The sequence below is a fragment of the Cyclobacterium salsum genome (assembly GCF_010119245.1).
In the GTDB taxonomy this organism is placed as follows: domain Bacteria; phylum Bacteroidota; class Bacteroidia; order Cytophagales; family Cyclobacteriaceae; genus Cyclobacterium; species Cyclobacterium salsum.
Window position 1 is genome coordinate 164,613 of record NZ_WNKG01000004.1, and the last position, 16,515, is coordinate 181,127.

Sequence of the window (16,515 nt, forward strand, 5' to 3'; positions counted from 1 at the left end):
GGTTAGCTTTTCAGTAGGACATTCCCCGTCATTTCTGCTGGCTTTTCCAGGCCAATCAATTTAAGGATAGTCGGAGCCAAATCTCCCAGCTTACCATCATTCACCTCCAGCCGGTCGTTTTTATCTACCATGATACATGGAACGAGGTTGGTCGTATGGGCGGTATTGGGTGTGCCATCCGGGTTGATCATACAATCGCTATTACCATGATCGGCGATAACAATTACGGTATAATCGTTTTCAAGTGCTGTTTCAATAACCGAAGAAGCACACTCATCCACTGCCTCACAAGCCTTCACGGCCGCTTCAAACACGCCAGTATGTCCTACCATGTCGGCATTGGCAAAGTTGAGACAGATAAAATCTGCTTCTTTCCTGGGCAATTCCTGATTGATCTTTTTTGCAATTTCATTTGCCGACATTTCAGGTTGCAAATCATAGGTCGCTACTTTCGGTGAATTGCATAGAATGCGACTTTCCCCTTCGAAAACCTTTTCCCTTCCACCTGAAAAGAAAAATGTCACATGGGGGTATTTTTCAGTCTCCGCTATTCGGATCTGTTTTTTACCATTCCTTTCCAATACCTCGCCAAGGGTATTACTCAAATTATCTTTCTGAAAAACAACCGGTACTCCTGTGAAATTTTCATCGTAGAGGGTAAGGGTTATGTAATTCAGGGTAAGTTTTTTCATATTGTAGTCTGGAAAATCCTTTCGCGTAAGCACCTCGGTTATTTCCCTTCCCCGATCCGTTCTGAAATTAAAGCAAATCACCGTGTCTCCCTCCTCTATGGGAGCCAGCGGCTTTCCTTCCTCATCCACCTGAATGATGGGGCGGATAAATTCGTCCGTAACGCCATTGCTGTATGACTTCCGAATAGCAGATAACATGTCCTTGGATTTTTCTCCTTCTCCAAGTACCAGGGCATCGTATGCTAGTTTCACACGTTCCCAGCGCTTGTCCCTGTCCATTGCATAATACCTGCCGACGATAGAAGCTATTTTTCCCACCGATCCTTCGCAATGATTTTTTAATTCTTCCAAAAATCCCAACCCACTTTTAGGGTCGGTATCCCTGCCATCCGTAAATGCATGAATGAAAACATCCTCCACTCCATTCGCTTTGGCGGCATCACAAAGGCCCTTTAGATGATTGATATGGGCATGAACTCCTCCATCAGAAACCAGGCCTATTAGGTGTACTTTTTTACCGGAAGCTTTTGCTTCGGCAAAGGCAGCTGTCAAGACAGGATCCGTTTTCAATGCCCCCTCTTCTACGGCCTTATTGATTTTAACCAAATCCTGATACACAACCCTGCCCGCTCCGATGTTCATATGACCCACTTCTGAATTTCCCATTTGTCCTTCGGGGAGGCCTACTGCCAATCCCGAAGCATCCAGTCTGGAATGAGGATACTTTTCATACAAGCTGTCGATAAAAGGAGTCTTGGCTTTATCTATCGCAGAAACTTCCGGGTTAGGGGCTAATCCCCACCCATCCAGGATCATTAATAAAACTTTTTTATTCATGACTTTTCTAATTGGTTACAATCAAACAAAAATACCGGCGATACCCAGGACTACAGATCCTGTCGCACCACCCTAAAGTTTAACATACCGGGGTATGCCCATTGCCCCGCAAATATAAGAGAATTAAACATAGCGGTCAGCAAATAACCCAATAATCTACCCCGTCGCATTACTACTCCGCTGGCAGGTAATAAAGAACAGAATTAATGAAACAGGAACTCTTTTTTGGCCTGAAATTTGTTAAAACTGAAACCATGTTACGTTTAATCCCCAAACTCTTTGTAGCAGGCCTATTTTGGTGTTGCCTTTTCTTCTTTGTGCAAGCTCAGGAGGAAGGAAATACACTAGCCGTTGCACTGCAGGAAGGCTCCAGTCAGCAAATAGTCAACTATCTGGATGACAGAGTCGAAATCAGTTTTAATAACGACAAACGTGATTTTTCAAAAAGTCAGGCCCAAATCGTACTAAGGGATTTTTTCAAAAATAACCCTTCCAAAGGATTTCAGCTACAGCAGGAAGGCAAATCCAGTGCCAGCCTCTCCTACCTGATCGGCACCTATCAGTCGGCCGAAGGTGATTTTCGCCTTTTGATCCGCAGTAAAAAGAGGGATGGCCATCCATTTCTAATTTACAGTATGGATTTTATCCGACATTAAATTTTAGCTGTTCGGTTACAAAATATTTCGTAATTTTAGGCCAATATGCAGGAATACGTTACGGAAGATCGGCTAATTAATTTTATAAAGTCCGCCCTATTGGAAGATGTGGGAGACGGGGATCATTCCACCCTGGCCGCCGTCCCTACGGAGCAGCAGGGCAAAGCGCAGCTCCTTATTAAGGAAAACGGAATCATTGCCGGGCTGTCTCTGGCGGAAAAAATTTTTAATTACCATGATCCGGAGCTTCAAGTAGAATTGCTACTCGAAGACGGTAATCGGGTGCAACCCGGAGAAATTGGTCTTCGGGTAGCGGGAAGAGCGGCTTCTATCCTGACTACGGAAAGATTGGTCCTGAACTGCATGCAGCGCATGAGTGGCATTGCCACCAAAACGAAACAGATGAATGAATTGATTGCCCATACCCGAGCCAAACTGTTGGATACCAGGAAAACCACTCCCAATTTCCGAATGTTGGAAAAATGGGCAGTTGCCATCGGCGGAGGAACGAATCACCGCTTTGCACTGTATGACATGATCATGCTTAAAGATAACCACATCGATTTTGCAGGGGGCATCGCTCAAGCGATTAAAGCTACCAGACAGTACCTGGAAAAGAAACAGCTGAATTTGAAAATTGAAATCGAAACCCGCAGTCTGGATGAGGTAAGGGAAGTATTGGCAACGGGAGGCGTGGACATCATCATGCTGGACAACATGGCTCCTAAAATAATGAAAGAAGCAGTGGCACTTATTGGAGACCGCTATGAAACAGAAGCTTCCGGAGGCATAGACGAGCAGACCATCATCCCCGTAGCCGAATCGGGCGTAGACTACATCTCTGTAGGTGCCCTGACGCACCAGGTGAAGAGCCTGGATATTAGTCTGAAGGCTTTGCGATTTCATCCACAAACTGCAAGTTAACCAGATGGGCATAATGTCCGCCTTGTTTGGCTGAGAGCTCCTCATGGTTACCTTCTTCGATAATTTTACCGGCCTTCAATACGTATATCCGGTCTACTTTCCGAATAGTAGCCAGCCTATGCGCAATAATGATCGTCGTTCTTCCCTGCATCAATTGATCCAAGGCTTCTTGCACCAGTGCTTCCGAGGCTGCATCCAGAGAAGAAGTGGCTTCGTCCAAAATCAGAATGGCCGGATCCTTGAGTATGGCCCGGGCGATGGCAATTCGCTGACGCTGCCCGCCAGACAATTTGATGCCCCGTTCTCCTACCAGCGTGTCCAATCCTTCTGGAAATCGTTCGATAAACTCCCAGGCATTCGCTTGCCGGGCAGCTTCGATTACCTCCTGTTCACTGGCACCGGGTCGCGCGTACAGAATGTTTTCGCGTATGGAGCCGCCGAAAAGCAGTACCTCCTGGGGTACAATGCCAATATTTTTTCTCAACCGCTGGGGATCCCATTGACCGATGGATTCCCCATCTACTAAAATGGCACCCTGCCCAACATTGTAAAATTTAAGCAGCAACTGGATGACCGTAGATTTCCCGGCCCCACTATGTCCTGCCAGCGCCACTTTTTCTCCCGGTGCGATGGAAAAGTTCAGGCCGTCCAAAACCCGGAACTCCGGACGAGTCGGGTAGTGAAAAATCACATCTTCAAATGATATCGCTCCTGAAACCCGCTTTTCTTCACTTGTAGGCAGCTCTGGTTCGGCTTCTTCTTCCAGGATTTCCAGCACCCTTTCGGAAGAACCGATGGCTTTCTGTACCTGCCCGTAAATATCTCCCAGTCCGGCTATGGATCCGCCAATAAAAGTGGTGTACAGTACAAAGGAAACCAGATCGCCAATGCTCATTTCACCTGCACTTACCAACGTAGCTCCATACCAGATAACGGCAACAATTCCGCCAAATAGAGCGAATATGATAAAGGAAATAAACGCTCCCCGAAACCCGGCTGCCTTCAGGGCGATGGTGACCACTCGCTCCAGCCGGTTTCGGTATCGGTTCGATTCATAGGCCTCTCCCGTAAACGACTTGACCGTAATGATTGATTGGAGGGTCTCTTCCACCACCACATTTGCCGCAGCCAGTTCATCCTGTGTGGTTTTGGAAAGCTTTCGAATGAACCTCCCAAACACCATGGCTATGATAACCAAAACCGGGATCGTGGCCAGCATAAAAAAGGTAAGTCTGGGAGTGGTGTAAAAAAGAAATCCAATACCAACGATCAGGGTAATCAATTGGCGCAGTAACTCTGCCAGGGTGATGGAAAACGTATCCTGCAGCATGCTCACATCTGAGGTGATCCTGCTGATTAATTCTCCCGTGCGCCGTTGGTCAAAGAATGTCATGGGAAGCCTTACCAACCGGTCGTAAAGGGCCACCCGTATGTCCCGCATGGACCGCTCACTCACCTGAGCAAAAAGCCAAACCCGGAAAAAGGAAAAGACGCTTTGCACTAGCAATATGGCAAGCAAGATATAAGCAATTCCATTGATGTCGTTGATGATCCAGTCTTTTCCTGAAGCAGCGTCAATGAGTTTTCCCGCCACAAACGGAAACGTAAGGAGCATCAAACTGGAAAAGAAAAGAAATAACATTCCCAAGATAAAAGATCCTTTATAGGGAAGCGCAAACCTGAAAATACCAGATAGCTTATCCAGGTTCTTCTTATTTAATCTTCTTTTCTCGCTTTCGTCTAAGGGTAAACCTCGTTGTTTGGCCATCTATATGATTTGTTCAAAAACTATTCAATTTAATTTTTCTTTCCGGTAAAAAGCCTTCCCATCCGACGGATAAATTGCTTTTCTTTTTCCCAAAAAAAGGAAAACTGCCCGAAAATAAAACCATATACCAACAGAAATACCTGATATAAAGGGAGAACCAGTAGTAAATACAGTAAGGTCTTGAAAAACCCTCCCTCCTGTGTATCTACTCCCAGAAAATCGAAAATGGGTTTTTTGACGAGTAGGATCGTAAATCCAGTGCAAGCAAAAACAACCAACACAAGAATGACCTGCCACAAACTTCTAAGTTTCCACTTAGATTTCAACCGTTCCAGGAAATTACCGGATTTTTTGTCTGTGCTACCCTGCATTTATTCAAAATCAAAGAGACCCTGATTCAAACGTTTCAACGCCAGCTCTTTATGCTTTCCGTCTATCAGGATAGAAACGTTATGCCTACTACCCCCATAAGAAACCATTCGTAGTGGAAACTGTTCCAGACTACCCATGATTTTGTTGAGTACCCCAGGTTCCTCCATAATGGTATTTCCAACAATGCAAATAATGGATAAATGGTGATCTACTTCTACTTTACCCAATTTTTGCAACTCGGCGGTAATCTCTTTCAAATGGGTCACATCATCCAGCGTCAGCGAAATAGCCACCTCCGAAGTAGTAATCATGTCAATGGAGGTCCGGTACTTTTCGAAAATTTCGAACACTTTCCTTAAAAACCCATAGGCCAGAAGCATTCTGCTGGACTTAATTTTAAGGGCGGTGATCCCATCCTTTCCTGCGATGGCTTTTACCCCTACCGTACCTTCTCCGGCTCCCGTAATGGTTGTACCTGCAGCTTCGGGAGCCATGGTATTTAGCAATTTGACTGGTACGTTATGCAACTGAGCCGGCCAAATAGAGGCTGGGTGTAATATTTTTGCGCCAAAATAAGCCAATTCCGCCGCTTCATCGAAGGATAAGTGCGCAATGGGTCTGGTTTGCTCTACGATTCGGGGGTCATTATTGTGCATACCGTCGATGTCGGTCCAAATCTCCACAACGGAGGCAGAAACGGCCGCGCCAATCAGGGAGGCAGAATAATCACTGCCACCTCTTTTCAGGTTATCCACCTCGTTTCGATGGTTTTTACATATGTAACCCTGCGTAATGAAAATACTATCCTCCGGGTACCTGGCCATTATGGCCTCCAGTCGCTCTCTTATCCGTGATAATTCCGGCTCGTCGTTTTCATCGATACTCATAAACTCCAGGGCAGGCAAAAATACCGCGGGAATCTCCAATTCCTGTAGCAAGGTGTAAAACAATTTGGTAGACAACAGCTCGCCCTGGGCCAGGATGTCCTTGTTTATTGCTTCATTAAAGGAAATTTTCAGGATGATGTTCAAAAACTCAAAATGCTCCTTGATGATTTGAACCGCTTTGGACCTACTCGCCTTGGTTGTCAGCAGTTCCATGTAGAAATTAGTATAATGCTCCTGAAGGGCCTCTATTTTCTGCCTTGCCTTATCTTTTTTACCCTCCGCCAATGCTTCTCCTATGCCTACCAGGGCATTGGTTGTGCCTGACAGAGCAGACAATACCACGATCTTTTTTTCATCATCAGCAATGATCAGGTCTTTAACCTGGTGCATTCTTTCCGGTCTTCCTACGGAAGTACCGCCAAATTTCATGATTTTCATGCGAATTGCAGATTAGTAAATGAGTGATTACAGGAAAATCCCATTAAAACCCCAGCATCTTTATTGCGGTGATGGCGGCTTCGTCGCCTTTGTTGCCATGTTTTCCTCCGGCCCGGTCCAGGGCTTGTTGCTGGGTATCGGGCGTCAATACCCCGAAAATTACCGGTTTGTCAAAATTCAGTCCCACCTGCGTGATCCCCTGAGCAACGGCATTGCAAATAAACTCAAAATGACGCGTTTCGCCCTGAATCACACAGCCCAGGCAAATAACGGCATCAATGCCTTCCTCGCTAGCCATCCATTGTGCCCCCAATGGCAATTCAAAAGACCCGGGAACATTCTTCCTGAAAATATTTTCCCGTTTGGCACCATAGCGCAGTAGTGTTTCCAAAGCACCACTGTAAAGAGACTCGGTGATTTCATCGTTCCATTCCGATACCAGCAAGCCAAATTTTTTACTGCTAATGTCCTGAATATTACTATCGGAATGTTGACTGAGATTTTTTAAGGTTGAAGCCATTGGATGTGCGTTTTTTTCATAAAAAAAGAGTAAAACCTTCCTGGCCTTACTCTTTCTTGTTATGGATTATATCCGTATCAATTAGAAGCGAGACCTTCCAGCCTTGCCTTATGTTTACGTGCTTCGGTGTATTCATAAGCATCACTGTAATTGGATTCGATTTCTCCATACGTATCGATTGCGGCCTGCAAATTCCCTGCCTCTTCGTAAGCTATGGCTAATTTGAATAAGTATTTCGGCGTAAAAAACTTATTCTCCTTATAATTAGCCGCGTTCTTATATTGGCCAATTGCTTCCTGAATATTTCCTAGTTCCAGGTAAGCGTCTCCAGTCAGAGAATACGCCTGGGCCTGCACCAGAAAATCATCCGAGGAAAATTCCTCCAAGTGATCAATGGCTGATTGGTATTCCCCTTCGGAGAGATAAATAGATCCGACGTAATAATGAGCCATATTCGAAGCGTCTGTCCCTCCATATTGGTCAATGATATCCAAAAATCCAAGTTGAACACCATCCCCATTCAGGGCAAAATCCACACTATCTTGCTCGTAATAATAAACGGCCTGGAACATCTCCCCCTGGGCTTTTTCGTTTTGATTCGCCTTGTGGATCTGGTAACCAACGATTCCTGCGATGATAAGGATCATTAAACCAATAATGCCCCCAACCAATCTGGTATTTTCTTTTAGAAACACTTCCCCTCTTCCAAGACGCGTTGCGATTGCTTCTGGATTTTCAAGAAGCTCGTTGGATGTATCAGGTGCTGCTTTTCCCTTTCTGGTCTTTTGCTTCGCCATCATTTTAAATTTTGAGTGGCAAATATAGATGATGTTTTAATGAATAACAAAAGTAATGTGCAATGTGGCCCAAAAAAGGAATTACCGAGGCTAACCTGACAGAAAACCAGCGTCTTCCTGCTGATCTTTCCGAACTAAAAAGCAGGGTTACCATTGATCTGACAAATAATGTGCACCTTAAAAGCAAAGCCGGAATTCAAATACCCCGGCTTTGCTTTTCCTGACTCATTTGACAACTTAACTTTTCCAGGGACCTGTGATCGCCAGCGTGATTCCCGGTCCTTGAATATTCACAAAATAGGTCTTACCTGATGGAGAAAATACACCTCCGGCAAGTTCCGAGGCGTAGCCCACATTTTCTGCCAGGTGATACAACTCGCCCTCCGGCGTAACCCCTACCAAAAAGGGATGCTTGTGGTCTTCGCATAGAATCACATCGCCCCAAGGGGCAACTGCCAGGTTATCACAGTTTTTCAGGATTTCCCGATCGTTGGGTTCAGCAAAGAGACTGAGCTCACCCGGTGCATTCTTTTCTTCCGGTTTGCCTTCATGTAGGCTGGGAGTATACCGAAACACCTGTCCGGCACCAATTTTCCCTCCATTAGTGCAGGCAAAGTACACTTCCTTATCTCCCCACCAAATACCTTCGCCTCTGGCAAAAACGGCTGCGCCCTTATCAAATCCCTGAAAACGCAGATCGTCCTCCGGAGATTCCACGTTTTCGATATCTACCCAGGTAACCTGATGTGCTTCCATTAGCTTAAATTCTGGACCTTCACTATCTTTCCAATTACGCGTGTCCCGGCTCTTTTCACCTAAAATAGCCAAGGCCTGAAGCTTACCGCCCTTGTGCAATTCCCCGGGGCTGTTGGGTATGTACCGGTAAAAAATCCCATCGCCCCTATCTTCGGTCAGGTAAACCACTCCCGAAGCCGGATCGACTGCCACTGCCTCGTGATTAAATCTGCCCATGGCTTTAATGGGGTTGGGTACTGCGCGGAGGACTTCTTCACTCGCAGGTACCTCAAATACGTATCCGTGATCCTTTTCCAGACGATCTTCGTAATCCCCTTTTTTCGATGTGTTTTCTTCACAAGTCAGCCAGGAACCCCAGGGAGTAATCCCTCCGGCACAATTTCGTATGGTCCCAGCCAGGCTTAAATATTGGTGCTCCAACACTCCTGTATTTTCGTTATACACAAAGGTGGTCGTGCCGCCTAAAGAAGGCAAAATGCCCTTTCCGAAATCATAAAAATCCGCCGATGAAAGGCTGCTTACCAATTCGTTGTTAGGTCCAAAACCGGAATGCTCCAGAGAATCCGGACTGATTTCATGGTTACGGACAACGATGGTTTTGCCATTTTTTCCCTGAAAAGCACCCATTCCATCGGCGAGACCAGGTAAATACAGGCCGTCAGACATCTTGTCTCCCTTTTTGCTGAGGATTTTATAGGTAAATCCCTCCGGTAAATTCAGAATTCCAGCAGGGTCCTTTTTTAACGGACCATATCCTAAAGCCGCCCTGGAGGAAGAGGCGGCAAGAGACATGCCGGGATTCATAAACTGGTAAAGGCCCATAAAGCCAAGGGTGGCCATACCGGAAGCCTTTATGAATTTTCTTCTGGAATCTTTTGCTGATTGTTTCATATAAATTGAGGATTTTTACTTTAATGTTATACGCATACTACTTCCTTGTTCCCAATCATACCCTTCGCCTGAGTGAAAATCCGGTAACTGATTGGAAGTTTATTTAAATTAACGAAATATTCCTAGCTAAATGTGCTAAACGGATGTTATGAAACCATGAAGCCTTCGCGGCACTCCTCTTATCCGTTTAAATCCACGGCATTCAAGCATCCGCTTCCAAAGAAAAGTCCCTTTATGGAGTAATAAATGATTACCTGGGTCAGATTATCGAAAAAAAATTTGATTTTTTTTTGAAATAAAAATCGGCCAAAATCGGCCAAAAAAGCGAAAAATCGAATATTTTCTTTTTTAGACAATGAAAAGTGCATTTTAAATTACCAAAATTGTTTTTTGTTTTAAAAACTTTTTCTACCTTAGCATCATCAAACAGCAACAAAGTCACAAAGTAGGAGAGACAGACTAACAGCTAAATATTTTGCTTCCCTATTTTGAAAACCAGGTAACAGCGGGTAGTCTTTGTAAAAACTTTATTCTTTCATATAAATAAACAGCGTCATGTTAAAGTACACTTACGAAACAGCAGAGAGGGAATTAAAAACCTGGGTAGATCCTGAGAACGGTTCCCTAAACATCCAAGTCGGAAATGAAACCGTAAACATCCCTCATCAAATTGGAGCGGAGATGATCGGTGTGATTCGCCAAAAGCAAACCATCTTTCAGGAAGTAGAACGTAAGAAAAACAGTTCCTGGAGCAGGTTCATGGAGTCTTTGTCCGGTCAGAAAGTCGATCAAGGCAGCAGGTACCATGCATTAAAAGACCAAAAGTACAAAGCAGCGTAAACAGCCGCTGCCTTGAAGGCTCAGGTCCCAAATTTCTTTTTTATTTATTTTTATCTAAACAAACAGCAAAATGTTAAAGTACACCTTTGAAACCAATACCCAGGAGTTAAAAACATGGGTAGATCCAAACAACGGCAATCTCAATATTCAAATTGGGGATGAAATCGTAAACATTCCTCACGAGGTAGGAATGGAACTGGTAGCCGTAATCCGCCAAAAGCAAGTCATGTTCCGGGAGGTAGATCGCAAACGTCTTAGTTCCTGGAGTAAATTCATGGAGATGATTTCCGGAGAGGACAAAAACAATATTTGGAGTTCGTCTATCTCGGATAATTAATACAAGAATACATAAAATCGCCCTTTCTGATGGGGAAGAACAGAATGATTGAGGGGGAGAAATGAGCAGTGAAGAGGAATGCAGAAGGGACTTGTTTTTTTACTTATTTTTAGCATGGAGAATGGTTGGAGCGAATGAATTTTTAGTCAGGAAACAGAATACTAAGTGATCCGGGCAGGGTTGGGAGGAACTCCAATCCGGGTAGCTGAAAATTTCTGAACGATGATCCTGAAAAAGTATTTTTTTAGCCAAAGCAAAACAGGCAGTTTCCGATTGGAGACTGCCTGTTTTGCTTTGTAGAATTGATGGCCGATATACCAACCACCATTCCAGAAATAGTCGTTTTACCTACCAGGAAATAACGGCCATTACCGGGAAATGATCCGAAGGGTATTTTCCATGATAGGTATCGGTCAAAACACCGAATTTTTTCACGGAAATTTCATCACTGACAAAAATGTGGTCGATGATTCTCTCGGTACTGGTACTGGTATCAAAACTGTTGGTGGTTCCGTTGTTGGCATATACCAGCTCTGCTGCATCAAAGGAATCTTTCATCCCCGGAGCAGATTTAAGCAGTTTATACGCATCAGTTTCTTGTCCCACGTTAAAATCTCCCGTCAATAATACAGGCAAATCGCCGGTATTAATTTCATCGATTTTTTCCAGAATTAATTGAGCAGACTCGTTTCTTGCTTGCACCCCTCTGTGATCGAAATGCGTATTGAACACGTAGAAGGTTTCACCTCCTACTGATTTCTCCATTTTTGCCCAGGTACAGATCCTGGGTAGCGCGGCATCCCAGCCTTTATTGGGATAATCTGTTTCAGGAGCCAGCCAGAAAGTCCCTGAAGCAAGCAGGTTGAATTTTTCTTTGTTATAAAAGATAGCCGAATATTCGCCTTTTTCTTTGCCATCATCCCTACCTACCCCCAGGTAGTCGTGTGTTGGCAGCATGTTTGCTAAATCCTGGACCTGGTGGTGCAGGCCTTCCTGAATGCCGAAAATATCAAAGCCATGGAAACGAATCAGGTTTCCCACCACCGCTTTTCGGTTATCCCAGGTATTTGGGGCATCTCCGGGGTTGTCGTATCGAATATTGAAGGTGGCTACCGTCATTGGTTCCGTTTGGGCTATAGACCAGTGGCTCCAAAGCAATACGGTCAGGCAGCATAGTGTTTTTTTCATCTTAATAGGGTTTGGTTATTATAGTAAAGCAATTTCATTCCGGAAATTTAAAAAAAAAGCCCCGAATTTCTTCGGGGCAATTCCTGGTTTTTGCCAATCGACAATTAACCGTTTTTCTTTTTCTCTGACTGCTTTTGCTTTTTATCTGCTCTTTTCTCCATCATGCTCTTTGCAGGCTTCTTTTTATCCGTTTTCTTTTCTCCTTTATCCTTGCTCATGGCGATTGAATTTTATGAAAATATAGTCAGATTTTTTGATATTACCTACGTTTTCCGGTGTATTTATTTTTTGCCATTTTACCTACAAATACATCATGGCCAATTTGATTCTGGTTTAGGAGATTGACGAGCCTGTTTTGGCCAATGAAACCCAGACCTTATCTTTGGGGTTCAATCAGCAGTTATGAACCAAAAGCAAAAAGACAGGAAAGCTTCCCTGCTTGCAGCCATTGACCGCTGTGAAAACCCCTACCTCCTGGCCCGGATTGAAGCCCTGTTAAAACGGGACACCTTACTGCAGCCAATCGGAGAATTGTCCAAAAACTATCCCTCTCTCCTTCAGATCCATTCCAAGCGAGACCTGTCCGTCCAAACCCATTTGGCCAGTAAAAACCAATCAAAGCTGCTCCATTACCAGGAGCTAACTGCGGCCCCCTTGTTTTTTACCAGCCTACTGATGCTGTTGATTACGGCAGCCATTCTTAATAATTTTTCCATCGGAGAAGAAGGAATTCAGTTGAACCCGTTTTTAAGCAAGTTGGCAATCGTCTATTCCATCGGGTGGTTACTGTATTTATTGGATTTTTTGATCATTATCTTTCTCTCCGTAAAATCTGACACTAGAATTGCCCTAAATGCCTTTATCCCCAAGGTTTTGAGCCTGTTATTCCCTCCTTTAGGCTTGGGCTTGAGGCATTTGGTGGAACCGCAAAAAACCTGGTTGCCCTTTTACCATTGGTCACTTTGCAATGAAGGGCTTTTGAACCGCCTGAAGCAGCAATTTTCCATTCCCATGATTATCATCGCCCTTTTGATTCTACCCGTGGTGATTATCGAATGGCAATTCTATGAAGAGGTGGAGGCTTTTCTAAACACAGACCTCTCCTTTGTTTTGGATATGGTTCAGGGATTTATCTGGCTTGCCTTTGCGTTGGAGTTTATATTACTTATTTCCATCACCCCGGATAGACTAACCTATATCAAAAAGAATTGGATCGACTTACTGATTATTCTGTTACCATTTATCTCCTTTGTTCGGACCCTGCGAATTTTCAAAGTGGCCCGGCTTACTCATTTGGTAAGAGGATACAAACTCCGGGCTTTACTGATGAAAGCCCGGCAAGGATTTATTTTCGCCAGTTTTTTCTACCGATTGTTAGCTATTAAACCCGATTTTCAAATAAAGAAGCTCAAGAAAAAGCTGGACCAAAACCAGGCGGAACGGGAAATCATCGAAGAGGATCTGGCCAAGTTTGCTGCCTGGGTTCAACAAAAAAAGCGCAATCTTTGATTTCTCCCTAAATATCCGCCGCATTTTGGATATATTCAGGCTTTATTTCTTCCCAAAAAACATGCTCCATGATCACCAGAGCCGTTCTATGTTTCGCCTGTTATTTACTGGCTTTTCCGCTCCTTGCCCAAGACCGATATTCCCTTCCCAAGGATTCTAAAAAAATACTATTTCTGGGAAACAGTATCAGCTATGCCGGTCAGTATCTGACCTATGTAGAAACCTATTTGAGACTTATGCATCCGGAAAGAAACTGGGAATTCCTTAACCTGGGCTTACCCAGTGAGACGGTTTCCGGTTTATCAGAGGAAGGCCATGCCGACGGCAAGTTTCCCAGGCCAGATTTACATGAGAGATTAGATCGCGTGTTGGAGGCTGTTGAGCCGGACTTTATTTTTTCCTGCTATGGCATGAATGACGGGATTTACCTTCCCTTTGACGAGTCAAGATTTAGGGCTTACAAGAGCGGGCAGGAAAAACTTCAACAGAAAGCCGATTCCCTGGGAATTCCTCTTATTCACCTGACACCTCCTGTCTATGACCTAACGCAAGACCCTGCCTATGCCTCCGTACTTGCGGTGTACGCCTCCTGGATGGTCAGCCAGCGGTACACCCAAAACTGGAACGTGATTGACCTGCATTGGCCCATGCGAAAGTTTCTGGAAGATAAAAGGAAAACCAACCCCGATTTTGCACTGACATCGGACGGGATTCACCCGGGCGAGCAGGGGCACTGGCTCATGGCAAGGAGTTTACTTGATGGAATCGGGGAGTCCCAACATCTGGAAGCGGATCTTCCGAAAACGGTATTTGAAAGGGTTCCGCTGGGTACGGAATTGCTGCCACTGGTAAGTGAAAAGCAAGAGGTAACCCGGGATGCCTGGCTAACTTACACCGGCCACGAACGACCAGGCCTGAGAGAGGGATTGCCCATGGATCAGGCCCTTTCCAGAAAGGAGGAGCTTATGAAAGCTATTTCCACACTTCTCTCTAAGGGCAAGCTCAGGTAATTTCAATTAAAAAGTCCGATTTACGGATGATCTCGCCAAAAGAATGCAATTCCAACCCTTCCTTTTTCATTTTTTCTTCAAAGTCTTTCTGATGATCCTTGCCGACAGCCATCAATAAGCCTCCGCTAGTCTGTGGATCCGCTAAGATTAATTTATTTACGGGATGTTTTACCCCGATTCCATGTCCGTAGCTTTCCCAATTACGGTGCGTACCTCCCGGAATACAATCAAGTTCGATGTAGTAGTCTACAAAGTCAAAACAAGGTATCTGTTCCCCGGATAGCCTGGCTGATACCCCCGAAGCATGGCACATTTCACTCAGGTGTCCTCCCAACCCAAATCCAGTTACATCGGTCATGGCATGTACCTCCTCCCAGGCGGCTACTTTTGAACCGATGCTGTTTAGCGTTAGCATGGATTTTTTGGCTAGAATCAGGTCTTCCTTCTTTGCCAATCCCTTTTTCTCGGCGGTGGTTACCATCCCTACTCCTAATGGTTTGGTCAAATAAAGCCGATCCCCTACTTTAGCCCCATTATTTCTTTTTACCTGATCAGTAGCCATTTTGCCAGTCACTGCCAGACCAAAAATAGGTTCCGGCGCATCAATGCTGTGTCCTCCTGCCAAAGGAATACCGGCGGAATGGCAAACTGACCTTCCCCCCTCCAGCACTTTACTGGCTACAGAGGCTGGTAACTTGGCTATAGGCCATCCCAGAATAGCAATGGCCATGATCGGCTCTGCCCCCATGGCGTAGACGTCACTAAGGGCATTGGTGGCAGCTATCGCACCAAAATCAAAGGGATCATCCACTATAGGCATAAAAAAATCGGTCGTACTAACCACAGCCGTTTTTCCGTCCAGGTCAAAAACAGCCGCGTCATCACTTTCTTCATTGCCTACCAAAAGGTTTGGAAAAACCTTGGCAGATGGATTTTCCTGATGCAACATCTCCGCTAACACCGCGGGTGAAATTTTACAACCACATCCTGCACCATGACTGTATTGGGTTAATTTTATCGGTTCCATTGCCTTACTTTTACTACCTGTAATTAATTAATTTCTTTGCCGTTTCTTCCATGTTTTCAGCATCTACATGAAAAGGGCCGATCACCAAGTCTTGTTTCTTTTGAATACCCTTACGGTAAGCCCGATCGTAATAATTCAGAATAATTTCTACTCCCTTTGCCAGGTCTCCCGTTTCCACGGAATGAATGGCTTGGTTTGCCAGCGCTATTCCCAGCTTTTTAGCTATGCCCTGAATGGCCTGGATCAATTTCGCCTTCGGAATTTGCCCGTACTCTTGGAGTAAAACAGCTATCCGCTGCTCCAAGGGAAGGAGCACGAGGTAGTGAGGGGATTGCTGCATGGTCCGATACAATCCCTCCACCAAGTGTACTTTACCGATAGAAAAGGATTCATCTTCCAACCAAATCCGTCGAAGTGGATCCATCGAAAAAAATTCCGCAAACAAGTTGTTTTGAAACTGTTCAGTAGTGGGTTGTCCGGTGCTTACCTGGTTGCCAAAGCTGGAACCAGGATGGTTGGCCAATCCTTCCAAATCCACCACCTGCTCCTCCATTTCACGGAGCTTTTTTAGCAGGACTGTTTTCATGGAGCCGGTACTTCCGGCAATTACACGTAAAGGAGGAGGATTCTTAAAATAATCCAACAAGGCATTTCGATAGGCTTTGTATCCCCCCATCAATATCCCAACACTAAAGCCATAAAGCTCTAAAAGCCAAGCCATACTATGCGACCGCATCCCTCCTCTCCAGCAGTGAATCAGTAGGTTTTGGGATTGAAGTGCCTCCACCTTCTCAATAAAACCAGCCATTTTGGGCCCCACAATCGTCAATCCTGCTTTGATAGCCGCCTTTTGGCCTTGCTGCTTGTAAAGGGTACCGATTATTTTGCGTTCCGAATTGTCGAACAAAGGTACATTAATGGCACCCGGAATATGGCCACAAGCAAATTCAGCCGGGGAGCGGGTATCCACCACAGGCAATTCCTGTGAACGCTTCAAAAACTCGCCTGCTTCTACTTCTTTCATGGATTTCAAAACTACCTGCCCACCGGAACCCAGAGCAAACTG

General features: G+C 45.0%; 17 protein-coding genes. 7 read left to right on the top strand and 10 right to left on the bottom strand.

What is annotated here, in order from left to right:
• Nucleotides 1-2: 2 nt before the first annotated feature.
• Nucleotides 3-1,529, bottom strand: coding sequence for a 2,3-bisphosphoglycerate-independent phosphoglycerate mutase (gene gpmI, locus GJS45_RS08025; protein WP_162340963.1), 1,527 nt, complete (start codon nt 1,527-1,529; stop codon nt 3-5).
• Nucleotides 1,530-1,783: 254 nt separating this feature from the next.
• Here gpmI and GJS45_RS08030 point away from each other — a divergent pair, with 254 nt between their 5' ends.
• Together GJS45_RS08030 and nadC are read left to right on the top strand one after the other, a co-directional pair.
• The gene (locus GJS45_RS08030; RefSeq protein ID WP_162340964.1) at nt 1,784-2,185 is read left to right on the top strand and encodes a DUF4783 domain-containing protein; all 402 of its coding nucleotides are present in this window, start codon (nt 1,784-1,786) and stop codon (nt 2,183-2,185) included.
• A gap of 45 nt (nt 2,186-2,230) precedes the next feature.
• Complete coding sequence (gene nadC / locus GJS45_RS08035; protein ID WP_162340965.1) at nt 2,231-3,109, top strand: carboxylating nicotinate-nucleotide diphosphorylase; 879 nt, start codon at nt 2,231-2,233, stop codon at nt 3,107-3,109.
• Here the strand turns inward: nadC and GJS45_RS08040 are convergent.
• From GJS45_RS08040 to GJS45_RS08060, 5 genes are all read right to left on the bottom strand, one after another.
• On the bottom strand, nt 3,066-4,877 hold the full coding sequence (locus GJS45_RS08040; RefSeq protein WP_162340966.1) for an ABC transporter ATP-binding protein: 1,812 nt from the start codon (nt 4,875-4,877) through the stop codon (nt 3,066-3,068). The two genes, nadC and GJS45_RS08040, sit on opposite strands and share 44 nt — an antisense overlap.
• A 29-nt stretch (nt 4,878-4,906) precedes the next feature.
• The gene (locus GJS45_RS08045) at nt 4,907-5,248 is read right to left on the bottom strand and encodes a DUF6787 family protein (protein ID WP_162340967.1); all 342 of its coding nucleotides are present in this window, start codon (nt 5,246-5,248) and stop codon (nt 4,907-4,909) included.
• On the bottom strand, nt 5,249-6,574 hold the full coding sequence (locus tag GJS45_RS08050) for an aspartate kinase (RefSeq protein ID WP_162340968.1): 1,326 nt from the start codon (nt 6,572-6,574) through the stop codon (nt 5,249-5,251).
• Between the two features lie 43 nt (nt 6,575-6,617).
• Nucleotides 6,618-7,094, bottom strand: coding sequence for a 6,7-dimethyl-8-ribityllumazine synthase (ribH, locus tag GJS45_RS08055; RefSeq protein ID WP_162340969.1), 477 nt, complete (start codon nt 7,092-7,094; stop codon nt 6,618-6,620).
• A 77-nt stretch (nt 7,095-7,171) separates the two neighbouring features.
• A complete protein-coding gene (locus GJS45_RS08060) occupies nt 7,172-7,891 on the bottom strand; it encodes a tetratricopeptide repeat protein (RefSeq protein WP_162341192.1) in 720 nt (239 codons plus the stop codon).
• A gap of 62 nt (nt 7,892-7,953) precedes the next feature.
• Between GJS45_RS08060 and GJS45_RS08065 the strand changes: the two genes are divergently transcribed.
• Nucleotides 7,954-8,115: a hypothetical protein gene (locus GJS45_RS08065; protein WP_162340970.1), complete on the top strand. Its 162-nt coding sequence runs from the start codon at nt 7,954-7,956 to the stop codon at nt 8,113-8,115.
• Between the two features lie 13 nt (nt 8,116-8,128).
• Here the strand turns inward: GJS45_RS08065 and GJS45_RS08070 are convergent, their stop codons facing one another.
• Complete coding sequence (locus tag GJS45_RS08070; protein ID WP_162340971.1) at nt 8,129-9,538, bottom strand: alkaline phosphatase PhoX; 1,410 nt, start codon at nt 9,536-9,538, stop codon at nt 8,129-8,131.
• A 555-nt stretch (nt 9,539-10,093) separates the two neighbouring features.
• Here GJS45_RS08070 and GJS45_RS08075 point away from each other — a divergent pair.
• Together GJS45_RS08075 and GJS45_RS08080 are read left to right on the top strand one after the other, a co-directional pair.
• On the top strand, nt 10,094-10,378 hold the full coding sequence (locus tag GJS45_RS08075; protein WP_162340972.1) for a hypothetical protein: 285 nt from the start codon (nt 10,094-10,096) through the stop codon (nt 10,376-10,378).
• A 70-nt stretch (nt 10,379-10,448) separates the two neighbouring features.
• Nucleotides 10,449-10,715 carry a hypothetical protein gene (locus GJS45_RS08080; RefSeq protein ID WP_162340973.1) on the top strand — a complete coding sequence of 89 codons (267 nt, stop codon included), beginning with the start codon at nt 10,449-10,451 and terminating at the stop codon, nt 10,713-10,715.
• Nucleotides 10,716-11,063: 348 nt separating this feature from the next.
• On the opposite strand, the gene GJS45_RS08085 is transcribed toward GJS45_RS08080, so the two are convergent.
• Nucleotides 11,064-11,903 (bottom strand): endonuclease/exonuclease/phosphatase family protein, encoded by an 840-nt coding sequence (locus GJS45_RS08085; RefSeq protein WP_162340974.1) that lies wholly within the window; start codon nt 11,901-11,903, stop codon nt 11,064-11,066.
• 402 nt (nt 11,904-12,305) lie between these two features.
• Here GJS45_RS08085 and GJS45_RS08090 point away from each other — a divergent pair, with 402 nt between their 5' ends.
• Both GJS45_RS08090 and GJS45_RS08095 read left to right on the top strand, forming a co-directional pair.
• A complete protein-coding gene (locus GJS45_RS08090; RefSeq protein ID WP_162340975.1) occupies nt 12,306-13,412 on the top strand; it encodes an ion transporter in 1,107 nt (368 codons plus the stop codon).
• 68 nt (nt 13,413-13,480) lie between these two features.
• Complete coding sequence (locus GJS45_RS08095; protein WP_162340976.1) at nt 13,481-14,422, top strand: SGNH/GDSL hydrolase family protein; 942 nt, start codon at nt 13,481-13,483, stop codon at nt 14,420-14,422.
• Here the strand turns inward: GJS45_RS08095 and selD are convergent.
• Both selD and mnmH read right to left on the bottom strand, forming a co-directional pair.
• Nucleotides 14,415-15,449 carry a selenide, water dikinase SelD gene (selD, locus tag GJS45_RS08100; RefSeq protein WP_162340977.1) on the bottom strand — a complete coding sequence of 345 codons (1,035 nt, stop codon included), beginning with the start codon at nt 15,447-15,449 and terminating at the stop codon, nt 14,415-14,417. The two genes, GJS45_RS08095 and selD, sit on opposite strands and share 8 nt — an antisense overlap.
• 13 nt (nt 15,450-15,462) lie before the next feature.
• On the bottom strand, nt 15,463-16,473 hold the full coding sequence (gene mnmH, locus GJS45_RS08105; protein WP_162340978.1) for a tRNA 2-selenouridine(34) synthase MnmH: 1,011 nt from the start codon (nt 16,471-16,473) through the stop codon (nt 15,463-15,465).
• Nucleotides 16,474-16,515 lie beyond the last annotated feature (42 nt).

Bases quoted from the DNA above. Each gene is read 5' to 3' on its own strand.
- gpmI (WP_162340963.1), bottom strand. From the start codon at position 1,529: ATGAATAAAAAAGTTTTATTAATGATCCTGGATGGGTGGGGATTAGCC.
- GJS45_RS08030 (WP_162340964.1), top strand. From the start codon at position 1,784: ATGTTACGTTTAATCCCCAAACTCTTTGTAGCAGGCCTATTTTGGTGT.
- nadC (WP_162340965.1), top strand. From the start codon at position 2,231: ATGCAGGAATACGTTACGGAAGATCGGCTAATTAATTTTATAAAGTCC.
- GJS45_RS08040 (WP_162340966.1), bottom strand. From the start codon at position 4,877: ATGGCCAAACAACGAGGTTTACCCTTAGACGAAAGCGAGAAAAGAAGA.
- GJS45_RS08045 (WP_162340967.1), bottom strand. From the start codon at position 5,248: ATGCAGGGTAGCACAGACAAAAAATCCGGTAATTTCCTGGAACGGTTG.
- GJS45_RS08050 (WP_162340968.1), bottom strand. From the start codon at position 6,574: ATGAAAATCATGAAATTTGGCGGTACTTCCGTAGGAAGACCGGAAAGA.
- ribH (WP_162340969.1), bottom strand. From the start codon at position 7,094: ATGGCTTCAACCTTAAAAAATCTCAGTCAACATTCCGATAGTAATATT.
- GJS45_RS08060 (WP_162341192.1), bottom strand. From the start codon at position 7,891: ATGGCGAAGCAAAAGACCAGAAAGGGAAAAGCAGCACCTGATACATCC.
- GJS45_RS08065 (WP_162340970.1), top strand. From the start codon at position 7,954: ATGTGGCCCAAAAAAGGAATTACCGAGGCTAACCTGACAGAAAACCAG.
- GJS45_RS08070 (WP_162340971.1), bottom strand. From the start codon at position 9,538: ATGAAACAATCAGCAAAAGATTCCAGAAGAAAATTCATAAAGGCTTCC.
- GJS45_RS08075 (WP_162340972.1), top strand. From the start codon at position 10,094: ATGTTAAAGTACACTTACGAAACAGCAGAGAGGGAATTAAAAACCTGG.
- GJS45_RS08080 (WP_162340973.1), top strand. From the start codon at position 10,449: ATGTTAAAGTACACCTTTGAAACCAATACCCAGGAGTTAAAAACATGG.
- GJS45_RS08085 (WP_162340974.1), bottom strand. From the start codon at position 11,903: ATGAAAAAAACACTATGCTGCCTGACCGTATTGCTTTGGAGCCACTGG.
- GJS45_RS08090 (WP_162340975.1), top strand. From the start codon at position 12,306: ATGAACCAAAAGCAAAAAGACAGGAAAGCTTCCCTGCTTGCAGCCATT.
- GJS45_RS08095 (WP_162340976.1), top strand. From the start codon at position 13,481: ATGATCACCAGAGCCGTTCTATGTTTCGCCTGTTATTTACTGGCTTTT.
- selD (WP_162340977.1), bottom strand. From the start codon at position 15,449: ATGGAACCGATAAAATTAACCCAATACAGTCATGGTGCAGGATGTGGT.
- mnmH (WP_162340978.1), bottom strand. From the start codon at position 16,473: ATGAAAGAAGTAGAAGCAGGCGAGTTTTTGAAGCGTTCACAGGAATTG.